General features: G+C 48.3%; 20 protein-coding genes and 1 pseudogene. 8 read left to right on the top strand and 13 right to left on the bottom strand.

Annotation, left to right across the window (positions count from 1 at the left end):
- The first annotated feature begins 8 nt into the window (after nucleotides 1-8).
- The 4 genes from FA954_RS01475 to FA954_RS01460 are packed head-to-tail and all read left to right on the top strand — an operon-like array spanning nucleotide 9 to nucleotide 4,782.
- The gene (locus FA954_RS01475; RefSeq protein ID WP_165489723.1) at nucleotides 9-1,823 is read left to right on the top strand and encodes an ATP-binding protein; all 1,815 of its coding nucleotides are present in this window, start codon (nucleotides 9-11) and stop codon (nucleotides 1,821-1,823) included.
- Nucleotides 1,816-3,195: a YycH family regulatory protein gene (locus FA954_RS01470; RefSeq protein WP_049720734.1), complete on the top strand. Its 1,380-nt coding sequence runs from the start codon at nucleotides 1,816-1,818 to the stop codon at nucleotides 3,193-3,195. The genes FA954_RS01475 and FA954_RS01470 overlap by 8 nt, the downstream gene beginning before the upstream one ends.
- A 15-nt stretch (nucleotides 3,196-3,210) precedes the next feature.
- The gene (yycI, locus tag FA954_RS01465) at nucleotides 3,211-3,987 is read left to right on the top strand and encodes a two-component system regulatory protein YycI (RefSeq protein WP_037998178.1); all 777 of its coding nucleotides are present in this window, start codon (nucleotides 3,211-3,213) and stop codon (nucleotides 3,985-3,987) included.
- 3 nt (nucleotides 3,988-3,990) lie between these two features.
- Complete coding sequence (locus FA954_RS01460; protein ID WP_037998180.1) at nucleotides 3,991-4,782, top strand: MBL fold metallo-hydrolase; 792 nt, start codon at nucleotides 3,991-3,993, stop codon at nucleotides 4,780-4,782.
- Nucleotides 4,783-4,820: 38 nt separating this feature from the next.
- Here FA954_RS01460 and FA954_RS01455 read toward each other — a convergent pair whose 3' ends face one another.
- Nucleotides 4,821-5,075 carry a hypothetical protein gene (locus tag FA954_RS01455; protein WP_037998182.1) on the bottom strand — a complete coding sequence of 85 codons (255 nt, stop codon included), beginning with the start codon at nucleotides 5,073-5,075 and terminating at the stop codon, nucleotides 4,821-4,823.
- A 173-nt stretch (nucleotides 5,076-5,248) separates the two neighbouring features.
- Nucleotides 5,249-6,364 (bottom strand): hypothetical protein, encoded by a 1,116-nt coding sequence (locus FA954_RS01450; protein ID WP_138614824.1) that lies wholly within the window; start codon nucleotides 6,362-6,364, stop codon nucleotides 5,249-5,251.
- A gap of 373 nt (nucleotides 6,365-6,737) precedes the next feature.
- Here FA954_RS01450 and FA954_RS01445 point away from each other — a divergent pair, with 373 nt between their 5' ends.
- The 4 genes and pseudogenes from FA954_RS01445 to FA954_RS13840 all read left to right on the top strand — a co-directional run.
- Nucleotides 6,738-7,928 carry a S1C family serine protease gene (locus FA954_RS01445; protein ID WP_037998185.1) on the top strand — a complete coding sequence of 397 codons (1,191 nt, stop codon included), beginning with the start codon at nucleotides 6,738-6,740 and terminating at the stop codon, nucleotides 7,926-7,928.
- A 71-nt stretch (nucleotides 7,929-7,999) separates the two neighbouring features.
- Nucleotides 8,000-8,191 (top strand): CxxH/CxxC protein, encoded by a 192-nt coding sequence (locus FA954_RS01440; protein ID WP_037998187.1) that lies wholly within the window; start codon nucleotides 8,000-8,002, stop codon nucleotides 8,189-8,191.
- Nucleotides 8,188-8,667 carry a 23S rRNA (pseudouridine(1915)-N(3))-methyltransferase RlmH gene (rlmH, locus tag FA954_RS01435; protein WP_037998190.1) on the top strand — a complete coding sequence of 160 codons (480 nt, stop codon included), beginning with the start codon at nucleotides 8,188-8,190 and terminating at the stop codon, nucleotides 8,665-8,667. Before FA954_RS01440 ends, rlmH begins: the two co-directional genes overlap by 4 nt.
- 59 nt (nucleotides 8,668-8,726) lie before the next feature.
- Nucleotides 8,727-8,934 (top strand): annotated as a pseudogene (locus FA954_RS13840) (VOC family protein); the annotation flags it as partial.
- Between the two features lie 82 nt (nucleotides 8,935-9,016).
- On the opposite strand, the gene FA954_RS01425 reads toward FA954_RS13840, so the two are convergent.
- From FA954_RS01425 to FA954_RS01375, 11 genes are all read right to left on the bottom strand, one after another.
- The gene (locus tag FA954_RS01425; protein ID WP_049720737.1) at nucleotides 9,017-10,303 is read right to left on the bottom strand and encodes an adenylosuccinate synthase; all 1,287 of its coding nucleotides are present in this window, start codon (nucleotides 10,301-10,303) and stop codon (nucleotides 9,017-9,019) included.
- Nucleotides 10,304-10,417: 114 nt separating this feature from the next.
- Nucleotides 10,418-11,767, bottom strand: coding sequence for a replicative DNA helicase (gene dnaB / locus FA954_RS01420; RefSeq protein WP_037998192.1), 1,350 nt, complete (start codon nucleotides 11,765-11,767; stop codon nucleotides 10,418-10,420).
- A gap of 54 nt (nucleotides 11,768-11,821) precedes the next feature.
- A complete protein-coding gene (gene rplI / locus FA954_RS01415; RefSeq protein ID WP_037998194.1) occupies nucleotides 11,822-12,268 on the bottom strand; it encodes a 50S ribosomal protein L9 in 447 nt (148 codons plus the stop codon).
- The gene (locus FA954_RS01410) at nucleotides 12,265-14,241 is read right to left on the bottom strand and encodes a DHH family phosphoesterase (RefSeq protein WP_037998197.1); all 1,977 of its coding nucleotides are present in this window, start codon (nucleotides 14,239-14,241) and stop codon (nucleotides 12,265-12,267) included. Before FA954_RS01410 ends, rplI begins: the two co-directional genes overlap by 4 nt.
- Nucleotides 14,242-14,367: 126 nt before the next feature.
- A complete protein-coding gene (locus FA954_RS01405) occupies nucleotides 14,368-15,270 on the bottom strand; it encodes a DUF2232 domain-containing protein (RefSeq protein WP_181733413.1) in 903 nt (300 codons plus the stop codon).
- A 16-nt stretch (nucleotides 15,271-15,286) separates the two neighbouring features.
- On the bottom strand, nucleotides 15,287-15,598 hold the full coding sequence (locus tag FA954_RS01400) for a MazG-like family protein (protein WP_037998200.1): 312 nt from the start codon (nucleotides 15,596-15,598) through the stop codon (nucleotides 15,287-15,289).
- Between the two features lie 110 nt (nucleotides 15,599-15,708).
- The gene (gene rpsR / locus FA954_RS01395; RefSeq protein WP_037998203.1) at nucleotides 15,709-15,936 is read right to left on the bottom strand and encodes a 30S ribosomal protein S18; all 228 of its coding nucleotides are present in this window, start codon (nucleotides 15,934-15,936) and stop codon (nucleotides 15,709-15,711) included.
- Nucleotides 15,937-15,971: 35 nt separating this feature from the next.
- Nucleotides 15,972-16,436, bottom strand: a complete 465-nt coding sequence (ssb, locus tag FA954_RS01390; RefSeq protein WP_037998204.1) for a single-stranded DNA-binding protein — start codon at nucleotides 16,434-16,436, stop codon at nucleotides 15,972-15,974.
- A 54-nt stretch (nucleotides 16,437-16,490) separates the two neighbouring features.
- Nucleotides 16,491-16,787, bottom strand: a complete 297-nt coding sequence (gene rpsF, locus FA954_RS01385; protein WP_037998208.1) for a 30S ribosomal protein S6 — start codon at nucleotides 16,785-16,787, stop codon at nucleotides 16,491-16,493.
- Nucleotides 16,788-16,957: 170 nt separating this feature from the next.
- Nucleotides 16,958-18,058: a redox-regulated ATPase YchF gene (gene ychF / locus FA954_RS01380; RefSeq protein WP_037998211.1), complete on the bottom strand. Its 1,101-nt coding sequence runs from the start codon at nucleotides 18,056-18,058 to the stop codon at nucleotides 16,958-16,960.
- Nucleotides 18,059-18,209: 151 nt separating this feature from the next.
- Nucleotides 18,210-18,413, bottom strand: coding sequence for a DUF951 domain-containing protein (locus tag FA954_RS01375; protein ID WP_037998213.1), 204 nt, complete (start codon nucleotides 18,411-18,413; stop codon nucleotides 18,210-18,212).
- Nucleotides 18,414-18,626: the final 213 nt, after the last annotated feature.

Below are 18,626 nucleotides of genomic sequence, written 5' to 3'. Positions count from 1 at the left end.
GATGGATGTTGAAAAGATGGAAACAACTTGCTAACAGTATCCAGTGGAAACTGGTCGTGATCTATTTGCTGATGATTATCATGGCCATGCAGCTGATCGGGGTCTATTTCTTCCGTCAGCTGGAAAATCATTTTACGAGCAGTTTAAATCAGACCCTTCGCACCCAAGCCGAGGTCTTAAAGAAAATGGGCGTCACGGAAGAATTGGCGAAAGGACAAAATGACGAAGAGCGCTCCAATCACCTGAACACGTTGCTTGGCAAACTGGCTCCGTCATTGAAACAATCCGACATCACCATTCACATCATTGACGAAAACAATTTTATCATCGCTTCGACGGAGCCCAACCAATCCAAACTGAAAAAGCGGCCGTTCACCTATAATTTGCCCCAACAGCCCACGGAAGTGCTGAAACGCACCAACCCGGCCACAAACCAGGATTATCAATTCTACACCGAACGCCTGTCCCATGCCGGCAACTATGTGGGAATGATTTATGTTGAGGCGCCTTTAAAACAAACTTATGAAAACATCAAAGACATCAGTGTGATCCTGGTTCAGATCACCATGATCTCGCTGGTGGTCACTTGCATTTTGATTGTCATTCTGGCCCGCACCATCACCTCTCCGGTGAAAGAGATCACCGAACAAGCCACGTTGATGGCAGCGGGGGATTTTGACCGGAAAGTGGACGTCCGCAGTCACGACGAGATCGGGCAACTGGCTCACGCCTTCAATCATTTGGCAGCCCATCTCAGAAATGCTCTGGCTGAAAAAGAAGAAGAAAAAGAGAAGCTGGAATCGGTCCTTTCCAACATGAGCGACGGTGTGATCGCTTTTGACAGCGCAGGAAAAGTGATTGTGAAAAACGAATGGGCGGAAAAACTGTTGGATCGTCCGATTCCGATCGGGGAAAAAATCGATCACATTCTCCCGCTGGATCAACCCCTGGACAAACCGCTCGCCCAAGAGTGGCAAACTTATTTGGAGATCCGTCAGCAGGATTCGGAAGATCCCGTGATTTTGCGGGCCACTTTCACCCCGATCAAGCTGAAGGGAGAAAACGTGTACGGAACGGTGACCGTTTTGGGGGACGTCACCGAGCAAAAAAGACTGGATCAACAACGAAAAGATTTTGTGGCCAATGTTTCCCACGAGCTGCGGACACCCTTGACCACGATCAAAAGTTATCTGGAAGCACTGGAAGATGGAGCGGTGGAAGAGCCCGAACTTGCCCGTCGCTTCTTGAAAGTGTCCCTGCAGGAAGCCGACCGGATGACACGTCTGATTCAGGATCTGTTGCACCTTTCCCATTTGGATTCCAGAAAGGCGACCTTCAACAAACAGTCCATTTCTCTGGAACCTTTGCTTGAGGAAGTGGCCGACCGTTTCCGTTTACAATGCGAAGAAAGAAACATTTCTTTCACTTTGTCCATTCATCCGCCGGTTCCCAATGTCTACGCCGACAAGGACAAACTGAATCAGGTTTTGGACAATCTGGTCTCCAATGCCGTGAAATACACACCGGACGGAGGATCGGTCGCCTTGGTGCTGCAAACCAACCGCCAAGGAATGGTGGAAGTCGGAGTGGCCGACACGGGGATCGGGATTCCCAAAAAAGACCTGGGAAGAATTTTTGAACGGTTTTATCGCGTGGACAAAGCGCGCTCCCGCAGCTTTGGGGGAACGGGATTGGGACTGGCCATCGCCCAAGAGATTGTTCATCATCACGAAGGCGAAATCGAGATTGACAGTGTTTACCAAAAAGGGACTTTAGTCACCTTTACCTTGCCCCCTGTCACAGGAGGGAAAAACGATGAGTGAAAAATGGGTGGAGCACATCAAAACGGGGCTCCTCATTGCCCTGGTCCTCGCCAGCTTCCTGCTGACCGGCTTGTTGTGGTTGAATCAACCCGGGGAAAAGCGGTCCTACAATCCGCTCGATGCTTACACCATCAATCCGATTTACGACGAAAAATACAACGACCGGAAAATTTATCAACTGGCCGCTCCCAACCAAATGATTGTCCACCGGAAGGGAGCCCATTATTGGTTGCTGCCGGAGGAAGCCGGTTATGAACAATTATTAAGATCCATGCAATCCATGTCTGTCAGTGACATAGAAAAAATAGGGAAGGTGAGCCCGGACACATGGAGAAACATGTTCACCCGGTTTACGGGGGTTGAACTTTATTTTCCGGATGATGTTTCCCTGGAATACGCCGACATCTTTTTCCAGGAATCTTTGTCCCAACATTATTCCATATCGCACCTTTCCTCGGTGAGCCGGATCTGGTTCTTTTCCAACCCGGAAAAAAAGCAAAACTATGTCTGGTTTATTTCGGATCAAGACCAGCAGATCATCCAAGCCAAAACGGATATTGACTTGGAAAACCTGCTTTCAAAGATGAAACATCCGTTGTCCCCGTCTCTTGAGGCGGTGCCTGCAACCGGAAAAGCACCGTGGGATCCGGCCAATCAAGACGAACCTTTTCCGCGGATGTTTTACCTTCCGGCCCAACCGGTCTCTCTGAGCGAAAAAACCTATCCGTTGGAAGACATCTCTGCGGATGCGATGATTGACTGGTTATTTAAAGATCCCGAGGTTCGCCCGATCCCGATCAATAAAAATGAAGATCTGTACATGTATGACGAACAAATGATGACCGTCAACAAAAGCAACCGGTTTATGGTCTACAGCGAAGCCGTGGAAGAGTCCCCCGGAGAAATCCAGCCGGTGGAACAACGTTTGTCGGCTGTGAACAACTTTGTGCAACGGCCGCATGGATGGACCGGCAATTATCTGCTCGATCAGGTGGAAGACAAAGAGAATGCTTTTAGCGAATTCACATTCCGTCTTTACATGAACGGCTACCCGGTTTATTGGAAAGACAGGAATTTTATTCACCCTGATGAAATCAAATTACAAACCAATCCGGTTGAAAATGCAGTCAATGTCAATAAATACGAGCGTTCTCTCTTTTATCTCACAGGAGAACCGCAACAAAAACAGGCAGCCTTGCCGGATAAAGAGACCCTGATCAAACAAATGTCCAGGCAGAATCTTTCCCTTTCCAACGTGAAACGGATCCATCCGGGATATCAGGCTGTCACAACCAACCAACAAGTCCGGTTGACACCCGTCTGGGTGGTCAAAACCACATCCGGACAGCAAGTATGGATTAGTTCTCCATGACAGGGAGGAACCCAAATGGATTGGAGTCGGGCCAAAAGTATCCTGATCGCCACCTTTTTTATACTCGATCTTTTTCTCGGCTTGCAATTAAGCCAAATGATGCAAACACAATCCAAAATCATCCGCGAAGACCAAATCAACCGCAAACAGATTGAGCAGTTGCTGGATCAGGTCCATGTAAACGCAAAGTTGGACCAACTGGAACAAAAAGATTATCCCGGGCAACTGACGGTGTACAAAGCGATGATTTCCGAACTGGGGAACCCCTGGGTCAAAGAAAAACAAGGAAGCTACATCCAAACCTTTTCCCCGGGGCTTGAGTTTAAAAATGAACAAGATTTGGAGCGGATTTTAAATCAACAAATTCCGTTTTTTCAGGACTTCCGTTACTCCAAAGCATTTTCATCAGAAAAAAAGCGTGTCTATGTCCAAGTGGTGAACCAAATCCCACTTTTCAACGGAAAAGTGGAAGTCCATTTAAACGGAAAACAAATTGAAGCGATTCGTGTGCTGCATTTTAATCACTTGGAAAAGCTGTCTTCAATCTCCGCGGTCAATCTGCGCACGGCCTTGTACCGCCTGATCACCAATTGGGAATTCAACAACAATGCGACAATCAATGGCGCAAACATCGCTTACCGGTCCAAACTGTACAACAGCGTCAACAACGAACATATCCTGCTTCCCTATTGGTACTTTGAAGTGGGATCGGATTATCTCCTCATTCAGGCAAACAACCGCGGACAAAATGAAGGGGTTGAAAAAATACCAATAAAGCAAGGGAACGAATGAATCATGAAATTCAGTGTACTCGCAAGCGGAAGCACAGGCAATGCCTTATATATCGAGTCGGAACAAACAAGGATTCTGGTGGATGCCGGAATCAGCGCCAAACAACTGACCATGCGCCTGCAACAACTGGACGTTGACGCATCGACCATCCAGGCGATTTTTGTCACCCATGAACATATCGATCATGTGAAAGGATTGGGCGTGTTGGCACGCCGACTGCAAATTCCCGTTTATATGAACGAACCGACCTGGCGACATTTGCCGTCCAGTGTGGGCGAAATTCCGGAGCCTTTAAAAAATGTGATGGAAACAGGAGCGTCTTTGGAATTTAAAGACCTGCTCATCGAATCCATCCCGGTATCCCACGATGCGGCCGAACCCGTGGGATACCAGATTCACCACGGCAAGGAAAAGCTGGCAACCGTCACGGATCTGGGTTATGTCAGCTCCCGCATCATCGACTTTTTGCAAGGCGTGGATACATTGATTTGGGAAAGCAATCACGATGTGGAAATGCTCCGGATGGGTTCTTACCCTTGGAATGTCAAACGGCGCATTTTAAGCGACACCGGCCATTTGTCCAACGAAGACGCCGGAGAAGCGTTGGCGGAAATTTTAAAGGGGATGGGGGAAAATGTTTATCTCGCTCATCTGAGCAAAGATAACAATTTAAGTGAACTGGCCCATCTGACCGTAAAAAACATTTTGGAAGAGACCGGACTCAAAACCGGCCGGGATGTCCATTTGTGGACAACCTACGATGATCGTCCCACCCCTTTACGGGAAGTGAAATAAGCGCAACAAAACAGGGCAGCCGGTGAATGGCTGCCCTGTTATTCTTCGGTCGGCTTTTGTTCCAGGGGATACAGATCTTTTGCCAATTCCATATCTATTTTCATCGCCATACGAGCTATTTCTTCTTTTTGCAGTAAATCTTTTTCAATCAGCAAATCCATCATCGCGGATAACAGCACACTTTGCTGGTAAAAGCTTAATTTCAATTCTGCCAACTGGCCTGCCAAGTCCAATTTGTCAACCGAATCCAACGAGCCTGAAAATTTCGCCCGTTTGGGTCTGTGTTGATCCATATTCTCAACTCCTAATCTGTCCTGGCATATTTACTTTTTCTATTCATCTCCTCTTTTTTCCTATTTTATATAGTCAAAGTAAGAAAATTGTGATCAGGAAGTGAATGTTCCTAAAGAGCTTTGTGTCATACAAAAAACCCCATCCTCATACCGATGGGGTCAACGTATCTCCTTTAAGGCCGGACGGCATACAACACGCGCTTTCCGGGATGCTCGGTCACCGTCCATAGCTGATCGCGATTTGGCCAGTAATACAGATCTTCCGGTCCGATCCCCGCAACACGGGAAGAAGGTGCATTCCCCGGGGTTCCTTTGTACAATTTCCCGTTTTTGGTCTCTCCGGCACTGGTCATCGCATACCAATTGCCGTTTAAAGCCAGGGCCCCTTGTGCATGGGCTTTGGGCAGACGATATGCTTCACTTGCATAAACTTTCCCGTCCTCTGCCGTTTTCAGTTGCCCGGTCGAGGCATCGATCGGCCATCTTGCCACCCGCCCGTATAATGTGCGGTCCTCTTCCGGATTGGGAGGATTGCAATATTCACCGGTAATCAGCGAATCAGGCACAGTACTGCGATCCAGTCCGACAAAACTGAACCGGGGAGGACCCGAAGGTTCACAATTGTCTTTTGTTTGGTCTCCGGAAACTGTCCAGGCACCGATCTGGGGCATCACATACCGGTAACCGTGACCGTAATAAACCCCGTTTTGCCGCCCGATTAAATCTTTGTTGGAGGTATCGCCGTTTGAACTGGTCCCCAAATCAAACACATACCTCATGTCAAAAACGCGAAACCCTTTTTTCGTATCCACGACATACAAATAGTTTCCATACCATACGATCCCGCCGGCATGAATTTTCACTGCCCGGTAGCTCGGATTTCCATACGAGTTGGTGTAAGGTTCAACCAACAAGACATGGCGGTATTTTCCCGTATCCATATCCAGAAAACTGATCCGGACCCCTTTTTGGGAATGGTACCAGCTGACCAAAATCGCCTGTTTGCTTCCCCGATAATCATCGGCTTGGGCATCGCCGGTTCCCGTCACTCCTTGCGGATACCATTCGGACGTCTGATTGTCCCCGCTGTTGAAGCACCAGTTGTCCAGAATACCCGACACTTGGTTCAGCGCCGGGGAACTGCATCCCCGCGTTGCCTCACGATTGGCCTCATCCAGCAATTTTTGAATGCCGCTTTTTTTGAGCTCCCCTTCCAGCTTACTCACCTCACCGGGTAAATTCGTCGCGGTGCGGGTGAGAACAAACGGTTTCGTACTGACGGGAGCCATCGGTTCCTCTTCGGAAAATACAGGCGGGACAGGGAAACCGCAAACCAAAACAAGTGAAAGGATCCACCCTGTGACAGCCCGACGGAAAAGCCGTTGGTTTTTAATATCCAAACACTCCCCTTCACTTTTAGAATGTTTTTTAATCTTTACAAACCTATTCCATTCATCCCATACGTTTTCCTCTTTGATTTTGGCGAATTCCAGGAGTGGGAAGGAACCTGATGTTCCCAGATTTGATTGATCTTTTTCACATGAACTACACACAAGTCCGGTAGAATGAAAACAGAAACACCATGAAACACAGGAAAATCTTGCAAACTGCCGTTTAAAAAAAAGAACATTTTGGGTATATTAACTTGCAGGAGGGAACGCCATGGGATTTTATGATGAATCCGATGTTCAAAATCCACCGCCGAAGAAAAAATTTTCCCCGTCAACCATATGGGTTCCGCTCGTTTCGGCCATCATCGGCGGGCTCGTTGTATTGTTCCTGTCTACTTTTTTGATGGGAAAAGGAATCATTCCCGAGTATTCCAAACAACAGGAACCTATATTTGGCGACTCCAAAACAGCCAGTTACCGTGTCAATTCCGAAGTGACGGAAGCCGTCAACAAAGTGGGGCCGGCTGTTGTATCCGTAATTAATTTAAAAACTTCGGGAGATTTCTTCAGTACCGAACAAGTCCAACAAGGAACCGGATCGGGAATCATCTTTCAAAAAGCCAACGGCAAAGCGCTCATTGTAACCAACAACCATGTCATCGAAGGCGGATCCAGCTTTAAAGTCAACATCTCCAGCGAAGACGGCGACCATCATGAAGTGGATGCCAAACTGCTTGGCAGCGATCAATATACAGATCTTGCCGTTTTGGAGATTGATGATAAATATGTCACCAAAGTGGCCGAATTCGGCAACTCCGATTCGCTGAAAGCCGGGGAACCCGCCATTGCCATCGGCAATCCGCTGGGACTCGGGCGTTCCATTACCGTCGGAGTCATCAGTTCCCCGAAACGAACGATCGAAGTCAGTTCAAATATGGCGACCGATGTCATTCAAACGGATGCCGCCATCAATCCGGGGAACAGTGGCGGTGCTCTGGTCAATGTTGCCGGCCAGGTGATCGGAATCAACACGTTGAAAATTTCCGACCAGGGTGTGGAAGGACTGGGATTTGCCATCCCCGTCAATGAAGCACGTCCGGTCATTGAAAGCCTGGTCAAAGACGGAAAAGTCCAACGCCCTTATTTGGGACTCAGTCTGATTGACCTCTCCAACCTTCCGGTTTATGTCCTTGAGGAATTGAGATTGCCCGGTTCCGTGCGTGAAGGCGTGGCTGTGGCCGAAGTGGTTCCAAGCAGCCCAGCCGACCAAGCCGGACTCCAGCCGCGGGATGTGATCGTCGCTTTGGATGGCCAGGAAATCTCGAGCAGTTCCGAGCTTCGGAAGTATTTGTACACGAAAAAAGAGATTCATCAAAAAGTCAACGTTACTTACTATCGCCACGGCGAAAAACAAACCGCATCCATTGCCCTGGGGGAAGCCCCGAAATCATTCCAACCATGATGTTTAAATGAAACGGGTGAAACACTCGTTTCATTTTTCATTTCATCCGATGGTCGAAAGGAGGAAAGGTTTTGGACGGAGAAAAAATCGTCTGGTATGCTTGTGAAGAACACACAGAGATCGTCATGGAAGATTTCATCGATACTTACCAAGCCCCGCCGGTCATGGAACCATGCGACACGCAACAAGCCGGGGCGCGATGCAAATGGTGCGGGGAAAAACCGAAATATCAGTTTGAAATTCAAAAGCAGGAGATCTTATGAAAATTCAAATCATCACAGTGGGAAAGATGAAAGAAAAATACTTACAACAAGCTTGCAAAGAATACTTGAAACGATTAACCCCCTATGCCAAAACGGAAATCATTGAAGTGGCGGAGGAAAGGGCGAGTGACCCGGTTCATCCGGCACAAAAAGAGCAAATTTTGGAGAAGGAAGGGCAACGGATCTTGCGCCACTGTCCGGCGGATGCCTTTCTCATCGCACTGGCCATCGAAGGAAAAGCTTTTACATCCACCGAATTCGCCCGGAAACTGGATCAGCTGGCCACCTACGGGAAAAGCCGCATCCTCTTTGTGATCGGCGGATCCTACGGTTTGTCGCCCGAGGTGCTGAAACGGTCTGATCTTTCCCTTTCTTTTTCAAAGATGACTTTTCCCCATCAGCTGATCCGCGTCTTCTTGCTGGAACAAATCTACCGGGCCTTTAAAATCAACCGGGGAGAAACCTATCACAAATAAACAAAAGAGAAATTTAATGACATACAGGGATGGTATGAAAATAATCCTCTCAATTGTTCGATGATGACCAATTTGTCCTCACATTGATGAAAGGAAAAGAGATCCGGTATCCAAAAACGTTTCATATCGGGTTTCCACAAGAAAGCAGGGAAAAAGTGGACCAAATCCGTGAGCGCTTGAAAAATGACTCCTCCCGTAAAATCCCACGGATATACTTTCTATGTAAAAGTACCTAGCGGGTTTAAAATAGAAATCATATCAAAGTAAAATACAAAAAAAGCAAAAAGGACATTACATGATGTAATGTCCTTGATTGTTCCATATGCCTGTCTTCACAAAGATCCGTCTTTTAAGCATAAACCGGACGGACTTGAACCGTTTGATCCCTGCCGGGTCCGACAGAGAAAGTGGTCACCGGAATCCCGGTCAATTGGGACACCCGTTCGATATAATGCCGCGTTTCCTCCGGCAGTTCATGAATGCTGCGAACGCCGGTGATGTCTTGTTTCCATCCGGGCAATTCTTCATAGACTGGTTTGCATCTTTCAAGAAGGGACAAATTGGCCGGGTAATTTTCAATCCGTTTGCCATCCACTTCATAGGCGACACAAATTTTGACCGTATCCAGCCCGGTTAACACATCGAGTGAATTCAAAGACAAGCCCGTGATGCCGCTGACCCGGCGGGCATGCCGGACCACGACGGAGTCAAACCATCCGACCCGTCTCGGACGACCGGTGGTGGTTCCATATTCCCGCCCGATTTCGCGAATTTGGTCACCAATTTCATCATGCAATTCCGTCGGGAACGGTCCGTCTCCGACCCGCGTCGTGTAAGATTTTGCAACCCCAATGACATGATGGATTTTGGTCGGGCCGACTCCGGACCCGATGCAAACGCCTCCGGCCACCGGATTGGAAGAAGTGACAAACGGATAAGTTCCTTGGTCGATATCGAGCATGACGCCTTGCGCCCCTTCAAATAATACCCGTTTTCCTTGATCGATCGCATCATTTAACACCACTGAGGTATCGGTGACATATTGACGGAAACGGTCGGCACAGGCCAAATACGACTCGTAGATTTCCTCAAATGTGAATCCATCCGTTTGATAAATCTGTTCCAACAAACGGTTTTTCTCTTCCAAATTTCTTTTTAATTTTTGTTTAAATTGTTCCGGATCCAGTAAATCGCTGATGCGGATTCCCACCCGTGCGGCTTTGTCCATATACGCCGGTCCGATTCCTTTTCCGGTGGTTCCGATTTTTTCGTTCCCTTTCAGTTTCTCGCTCGCCAGATCCAAACGCAGATGATACGGCATGATTACATGGGCACGGTCTGAAATTCTGAGATTATCGGTAGAAACACCATGTTGGTGTAAATAATCCAGTTCTTCGACAAGCGCCTGGGGATGAATCACCATCCCGTTTCCAAGTACACAGATTTTTTCTTTGTAAAAAATCCCGGAGGGAATCAGGTGCAATTTATAGCGGGTTCCGTTGAAAACAATGGTGTGTCCCGCGTTGTTTCCACCTTGATAACGGGCTACGACTTCCGCTTTTTCCGCGAGATAGTCGGTGATTTTCCCTTTTCCTTCATCTCCCCATTGGGTACCTACGACAACCACTGTAGACATCTTATCGTTCCTCCTGAAACGAGGTTTTGTATCGCTTTAGCACAAGCACATTTTATCAATATCCTGTAAAAAGAGTCAAACAAAAGTCGAACATTGATAAATAAAAAATAAATATCATTCGGGAATTGGCGTTTTGTTCATTTCCAAGCTTAAAAACTTGTTATAGTTCTTCAAAAACAAGAGCTCCACTTTTCCGACCGGACCATTCCGCTGTTTGCCGATGATCAGCTCTGCGATATTTTGCTTTTCGGATTCCTCGTTGTAGTAATCATCGCGATACAAAAAGGTCACCACATCGGCATCCTGCTCAATCGACCCGGATTCCCGAAGATCGGATAACATCGGCCTTTTATCCTGACGTTGTTCCACGGCACGGGATAATTGCGACAAAGCGATCACCGGAACATCAAACTCGCGGGCCAGCAACTTCAAGGAACGGGAGATCTCCGAAATTTCCTGTTGGCGGCTGTCTCCGCCCCGGCCGGAAATCAGTTGCAGATAGTCGATCACCACGAGCCCCAAACCGTGTTCGGCTTTTAACCGCCGGAGTTTCGCCCGGATATCATACACCGTCACCCCCGGCGTATCATCAATAAAAATCGGTGCTTCGCTCAGCGTGCTCATCGCCATGGTTAGTTTTTCCCAATCTTCCTCATTCAAATTACCGGTCCTAAATGCTTGGGCATCGATATTCCCTTCCGCCGCCAACATCCGGGTCACCAGTTGGGAAGCCGACATCTCCAGGCTGAAAATCGCCACGGTCTTTCCGCTTCGCACCCCCACATTTTGTGCCAGGTTCAGTGCAAATGCCGTTTTTCCCATACTGGGACGCGCAGCCAGAATGATCAGCTCCGAACCTTTCAGCCCGGAAGTCATCCGGTCAAAATCGACAAAACCGGTCGGAATCCCGCTGATCCCGCCCTTGTTGAAATGAAGCGTCTCAATCTGTTCATAGGATTCCATCAAGGCATCGTGGATCGAAACAAAATCCTCCCCACGAACCGTCCGCTGTGAAATCTCCAAAATCTTTCTCTCTGCTTCATTCAAAATTTGAGTCAATTCGGCTTGGCCCGAATAACCGGACGCGGCAATTTGCGTGGCTGTGCGAATCAACCGCCGCAAAATGGCCTTTTCTTCCACGATTTTGGCGTAATACTCCACATTCGCCGCGGTGGGCACGGCATTGGCCAATTCGTTCAAATAAGGAACGCCGCCGATTTCGTCGAGCAGTTTCCGGTCATTCAATTCAGCCGTTAACGTCACCAGATCAACCGGTTCACCTTTTTCGTCCAGTTCATTCATCACTTGAAACAGTTTTTGATGAGCCTGGCGATAAAAGTCCCCCGGCTTTAATCGCTCATTCACGGTTGTTAACACAGAGGGGTCCAGTAAAACCGCTCCCAACACGGCTTGTTCCGCTTCCTGGTTGTGAGGGGGGAGCCGGTCCGCGAAAAGATCACTCATGATACATCCCTCCGATCCATAAAAAAGCACTCCAGATCAATGGAGTGCTTCCGCTCATTCTTCAACCACATGCACGGCGAGTGTCGCCGTCACTTCCGGATGAAGTTTCACGGGAACTTTCGTAACTCCAAGCGAACGGATGGGCTGATCCAATTGGATCTTTCTCTTATCCACATTCATTTGATGCTGTTTCTTCAATATCTCGCTGATTTGTTTGGAAGTGATGGAACCGAAAGTCCTTCCGTCTTTCCCCAATTTCATGGAGATAGAAACCTTCATCTTGTTCAGCTTTTCTGCCAAAGCCTCTGCCTCTTTCCGTTCTTCCTCTTTGCGCCTTTGTTCTCTTTGTTTTTGGTCTTTCAATGCATTCATGTTTCCCTGTGTGGCCGCCACCGCCATTTTCCGCGGAATCAGGAAATTTCGGGCGTACCCTTCTGCAACCTCTTTGACTTCCCCTTTTTTTCCGGTACCTTTCACATCTTTCAGCAAGATTACTTTCATCTGTTCACTCCCCCACTCTCCAAGATTTCATTCAACACATTCAGCAACTTTTCTTTCGCTTCCGCCAAAGAGACCTGTTCCAGTTGGCAAGCCGCATTGGTCATATGGCCACCGCCCCCCATTTTCTCCATGACCACCTGGACATTGATTTCTCCTTGAGACCGTGCACTGATGGAAACCAATCCGTCTTCTCTTTTGCCAATCACAAATGAAGCGCGGATTCCCTGCATATTGAGCAAAGTATCCGCCGCCTGGGCAATCAGCAATTGATGATATTCCTCATCTTCCTTTCCGAGAGCCACGGCAATGTTTTCAAAATAAATTTCGGTGTTTTTTATGATTTCCGCTCTTTTCACATAATGCCCCAAATCTTCCTTGAGCAGAGACTGCACCATCATCAGGTCCGCCCCGTGGCGCCGCAAGAACGAAGCCGCTTCAAAAGTGCGGGACCCGGCACGAAAAGCAAAATTTTTCGTATCCACCACAATACCGGACAACAAAGCGGTCGCTTCCAGCGTATCCATGGGCAGGCGGCCATCTTGGTATTGCAGCAGCTCCGTCACCAATTCACAAGTGGAAGAAGCATAGGGTTCCAAATACACCAGCACCGGATCCGAAACAAAATCTTCCCCCCGCCGGTGATGATCGATAACCACGACCCGTTTGGCCTTATCCAACAAACGGGGTTCCATCACGAGCGAAGGTTTATGCGTATCCACCAGAATCAACAAAGTGTCCGGATCATCCAGCCAATGCATCGCTTTTTCGGGAGAAATCAAATGATCTTTCAGGTACTCATGATTTTTCAAGGCCATCAGCAAGCGTTGAATGGAAAGGTTGTCTTCATCCTCATCCAATACGATCGCCGCTTCACAATCATGGAGGGTGGCAAATTTGACCACACCGACGGCCGCTCCGAGCACATCCATATCCGGGCGCTTATGTCCCATCACCAGAACCCGTTTGCTGTCGCGAAACAAATTGCTCATGGCATGGGAAATCACCCTTGCCCGGACGCGGGTCCGTTTTTCAACCGCATTGGTCTTTCCTCCATAAAAGGTAATCTGTTCTCCCGCGTGGACTGCTGCTTGATCGCCTCCCCGCGCCAGCGTGATGTCCAATGCCGCCTGTGCATTCTGGACTCTTTCCGCCATGGTTTGGCCGACACTGGCTGCCCCAATGCTCAACGTAATCGGAATTTTATTTTGACGGGTCATTTCCCGGACAACATCCAAAATTCCAAAACGGGATTTCATCAACTTCTCCAAGGATTTCTGTTGAGTGACAAAGAACATTTTATCCGTTTCAATTCGTTTGAGGGCGATATCATATTCCAGTGCCCATTTTGAGATCGCACTCGTCACGTTTGACAACAGCAAGGTACTTTCCTGATCCGTCAAACCTTGACCGGCTTCATCAAAGTTATCCAAGTGAATAAATCCCAAAACGGCCCTGTCATCATGCAACTGCTTTTTCAAACGGCTCAACTCGGTGACATCCCAGAAGAAGTACAACCGTTCTTCCGACTGGGGAGTGACTTGATAGATATGCTCCCCCAGCTCCATGGTAAAGCTCCCCTCTTTTTCCGAAGCATGTTGTTTCAAGGAGGGAAGCACTTCACCAATTTCCTTGCCCACCATTCGGTCAAGCCCTGTCATGCGCTCGACAAAGGTGTTATGCCACTCGATTTTTCCGTCCCGGTCATAAAGCAGGATCCCCAGCGGCAACTCATCCACCGCCGTCTGTCCCGCGTTCTTCACCCGGTTTCCAAGCGTCAGCACATACTCGGTAAAATCCTTGCGAAAGGCACGCTCGGCCCGGTACAAGACCCATGCCAACACCGTAAAAAAAACGAGACCGATCACTCCATAGATCCATTTGTACGTCGATAAAAGCGCAATCAAAATCAGGCTGAAACACATGGCAAAAACCATGTGATAGCCATGCCATCTTTGTATTACAAACTTCGGCATCCTATACACCCTCAAACTATCCGATGCATCACAATATGCAACCGTTTCTCCTTCTTATTTTACCCTAGTTGACACAAGGAGCAACTCCCCTTGTGAAACATCCGCGGTTCCATAAAGTACCTGTTGTCATTTCTGCATTCTTTTCCGCAAGGGTGTTCCTGTATCAATCATCCCCATCAGCAAAATAACAAAGGAAACCGGGGGAAACCACGCCAACAAAACCGCCGGTGCCAGCCACACCATGCTTTTTCTTTTTTGTTTCAGCAAAAACGCAATCAATGACAAGCCTTGGATAAAAAACAAGACATGCAAAATCAGCAGGGCGCTGATGATCCAATGGAAATTTTCCCCGTACTCCTCCGTGACCGCAAGCCACTGCAACAGCAACACAATGACAAAAAAATAAAAGAATACCTTCGGCAAACGCCACTCATAAAACGGAGGGAGCGATTTGCTTTCATATCCTTTGGATACGAGCCGTCTTTTGGCGACCGCAAACGTTATCAATACCATGGGCAATAAAGCCATCAACAAAAAGATGAGCACAAAAGCTTCCAACGGCGGGATGATTTCCCCGGGCACCGACACTCCCGATTCTTGCAAAATTTTTTGGGCCTGATGCCATTCATTCAACCACAGGGCATTTAACCGGTCAAAGAACCCGAAGGCCCATTGCATCACACTCATGGTCATGACGGAGACGATCAATCCGCTGACCAATCCGCCCAATACCACATCGGTTCCGGTCATCCTGGTTTGGGCGTATAAGCTTCCCATCACCACGCCGACGCACCCGGCCGAAACACCGAGCAGGATGTACCAAAGCGGAATGCCGATGAGAAACATGATGAAGAGGCCCAATAGCGGAACAACCATTGCACTGACCGGCTGTTTCACGCGCAACATAAAAAAAGGAAAAGGAATGATCCACAATGCAAGCCATTGGATAAAAGGAATGTGAATGGAGGCCAGCAAGAAGAGAAACAGCCCTGTGTACAGGAAGCTGTCTTTTATCCAACCTTTGTCCATTTGCGGCAAATATCCGTCACCTCTTGTTTAGATACTCGTCCAGTTTTGACAAATCACCATACCATTTCTCCAGCTGGTGCCCGTCCCGGGCGTGTTCACGCAACTTTTGCGAAACCGATTGATCCAATTCACTGAAAGAAAAACCCATTCTCCGTGCCAATACATACACCGAAATCACCAAGCTGGACAAACTGTCTATCATCAAATGCTGATTGGCTGAATAAATCGCCCGGAACAAAGCGGCAATTTGATCCAGGATTTCTGTCTTCAACCAATCCACAATCTTTATGCTCTTTGCGAATTGTAACCCCCGCTCAGGCCGACTCATTGGTTGCACTCCTCCAAAACCCAACATATTTAGGAGAAGTTTCCACAGATGATTCGCGTTTTCCTGCTTTTTATATGAAAAACAGGGGCGTCATCCACCCCTGCTCTCGATCAATCATTGGTATATGGCAACAGAGCCATTTGACGTGCACGTTTGATCGCACGTGTCAACTGGCGTTGATATTTAGAACTGGTTCCCGTTACACGACGGGGTAAAATTTTGCCGCGTTCGCTGATAAACTTGCGCAGCAAATCAACATCTTTGTAATCGATGTATTCGATTTTATTCGCTGTAAAGTAGCAAACTTTACGGCGCTTATTCCCACGACGGCGTGCCATGAGACCATCCCTCCTCCCTTAAACCGTTTTTGTGCTCAGAAAGGAAGATCATCGTCAGAGATATCAATCGGTTGTCCGTCATCGGCAAAGGGGTCATCCAACGGCGTGTTCTGGCTGTAACTGTTTCCGTTCCGACTGTTGTCAGAAGCTCCAAAAGCACCGCCGGATTCCGCATTCCGGTTGCGCGGTTCCAAGAACCGGACATCTTCCGCAACGACATCGGTTGTATAGACCGTCCGTCCTTCCTGGTTCTCATATTTTCCGGTTTGCAAACGTCCGTCAATCCCAACCAACGAACCTTTCCGCAAATAGTTGGCACAGTTTTCCGCCAAATTCCGCCAAGCGACAATATTGATAAAATCTGCTTCACGTTCGCCGCGCTGATTCAAGTAATTCCGGTTCACCGCAACATTGAATCGCACCACGGCGATACCGCTCGGAGTGTAACGAAGCTCCGGATCCCGCGTCAAACGCCCGACCAGGATGACCCGATTTATCATGACAAACCTCTCCCTTTCCCGTGATCAACCTTTGAATCTATTCCAACGTTCCAATTATTTTTTCTCGTCCACATTGATGATCAAATGACGCAAAATGTTGTCATTGATCCGGATCGTGTAATCAAGCTCGTCAATCACTTCGGCATCCGCTTGGAAGTTCACAACGGTGTAATAGCCTTCGCGATAGTGATTGATCTCGTAAGCAAAGCGGCGTTTTCCCATGTCATCGGTATCGGTGATTTCACCTTTGTTTGCTTTGATGGTTTGCGCCACTTTATCACGGGTTGCCTGCAATGTTTCTTCATCCACATCCGGACGAACAATATACATCATTTCATAGCTGTGTTGCATCTCTTTCCACCTCCTTCTGGACTTTCGGCCCTGCCTTCCCGGCAGAGCAAGGAGCGTATCATCGCCCATGTACAATACGATATTTAATTCTAACAAAGCCACCGTCATAAATCAATACGGGGGATGCGCATCCGGCATTGAAATTTTTGCCCTTTCCGGTTTTCTCAACCTTAAACATTAAAACGGAAAGTGATAATGTCTCCGTCCTGGACGATATAATCTTTTCCTTCCAACCGGAGCAATCCTTTCTCCCGGGCATTGGCCAGGGATCCGGAGCGGATCAAATCCTCATAGGACAAAACCTCCGCACGGATAAACCCGCGCTCAAAATCGGAGTGGATCACCCCGGCGGCTTGCGGCGCTTTCGTTCCTTTGCGGATGGTCCAGGCGCGCACTTCTTTTTCCCCCGCCGTAAAGTAGGTCATCAATCCCAACAGGCGGTAGGCCGCCGCAATCAACCGGTCCATTCCGGAAGAACGGAGTCCCAGCTCTTCCAGGAATAATTGCCGCTCTTCCTGATCCAACTCGGCGATTTCTGCTTCCACCTGCGCACTGATCGGAACCACTTCAGCCCCTTCCGCAGCTGCAATCTCTTTGACCACCCGGACATATTCGTTATTCTCCGGATCGGCGATATCCGACTCGTTCACGTTGGCTGCATACAGCATATTTTTCATGGTCAGCAGGTTTAAGCTTTTGATCATTTTTTTCTCATCCGCGTCCAATTCCACCGTGCGGGCCGGTTTTCCCTCTGCCAACGCCTCTTTTAAACGCGTCAGGATGTCAAATTCCAAAACCGCTTCTTTATCTCCGCTTTTCTTGATGCGTGCCACGCGGTCCAGCCGCTTTTCCACGGTTTCCAAATCCGCCAATACCAGCTCCAGATTGATCGTCTCAATGTCACCGGCCGGATCCACTTTTCCCGCGACATGCGTGATGTTTTCATTTTCAAAACAGCGAACCACGTGGATAATCGCATCCACCTCGCGGATGTGGGACAAAAACTTGTTTCCCAATCCCTCCCCGCGGCTGGCTCCTTTGACCAACCCGGCAATGTCGACAAATTGAAAGGAGGTGGGTATGACTTTTTGCGGACCCACAATTTCTGCGATTTTCTCCAGTCGTTCGTCCGGAACGTCAACCACGCCCACATTCGGGTCAATGGTGCAAAACGGGTAGTTGGCTGATTCAGCCCCTGCTTGGGTGATGGCATTAAATAGAGTGGATTTCCCCACATTGGGAAGTCCGACGATTCCTGTTGCTAACGCCACATCGGCTCCTCCTTGCTATTTATAAAATGGTTTTTCGCACCGGATTTTTATGCCCCGTCAATCCTCGTCCATTATAGCGTAAAACGGGAGGTCTCTTCCATCCGCAAAAAGAAAACCTCCCTCCCGGGCCGATTCAGGGAGAGAGGTTCTCTTATTCCGAGTCTTTTGCCGAAACCAAAACCCGCTTCATTCTTCTTTCAAACCGGCTGCGCGGCAACAAGACACTATGGTCACAGCCGGTGCATTTCATCCGGATATCTGCGCCCATGCGAATCACTTTCCAGGCATTTGTTCCGCATGGATGAGGTTTTTTCATCTCCACAATGTCCCCTAAGCCAAATTCCTTCCTCTGCAATCGGAATCACTCTCTTTACTATTTTATTGCTTCATTATAGAAAGAGACCCGTTAAAATTCAACCGGACATTCCGGAGGCTCCCCGCCTCTTTTGACAAGACCGGTTTCCCGGAACCGGATCCCAAATGAACCGGCCGCTGGACCGGCAAACAAAAGCTTGCGATGAAGCTTGCAGCGATCCATTCTTCTTTTCCTCTGAATCTATTTATATTT

It is taken from the genome of Thermoactinomyces vulgaris (assembly GCF_005886755.1).
Classification (GTDB): domain Bacteria; phylum Bacillota; class Bacilli; order Thermoactinomycetales; family Thermoactinomycetaceae; genus Thermoactinomyces; species Thermoactinomyces vulgaris.
Note: the sequence above shows the minus strand (reverse complement) of the source record. Positions and strands in the feature narration are given on the sequence as shown.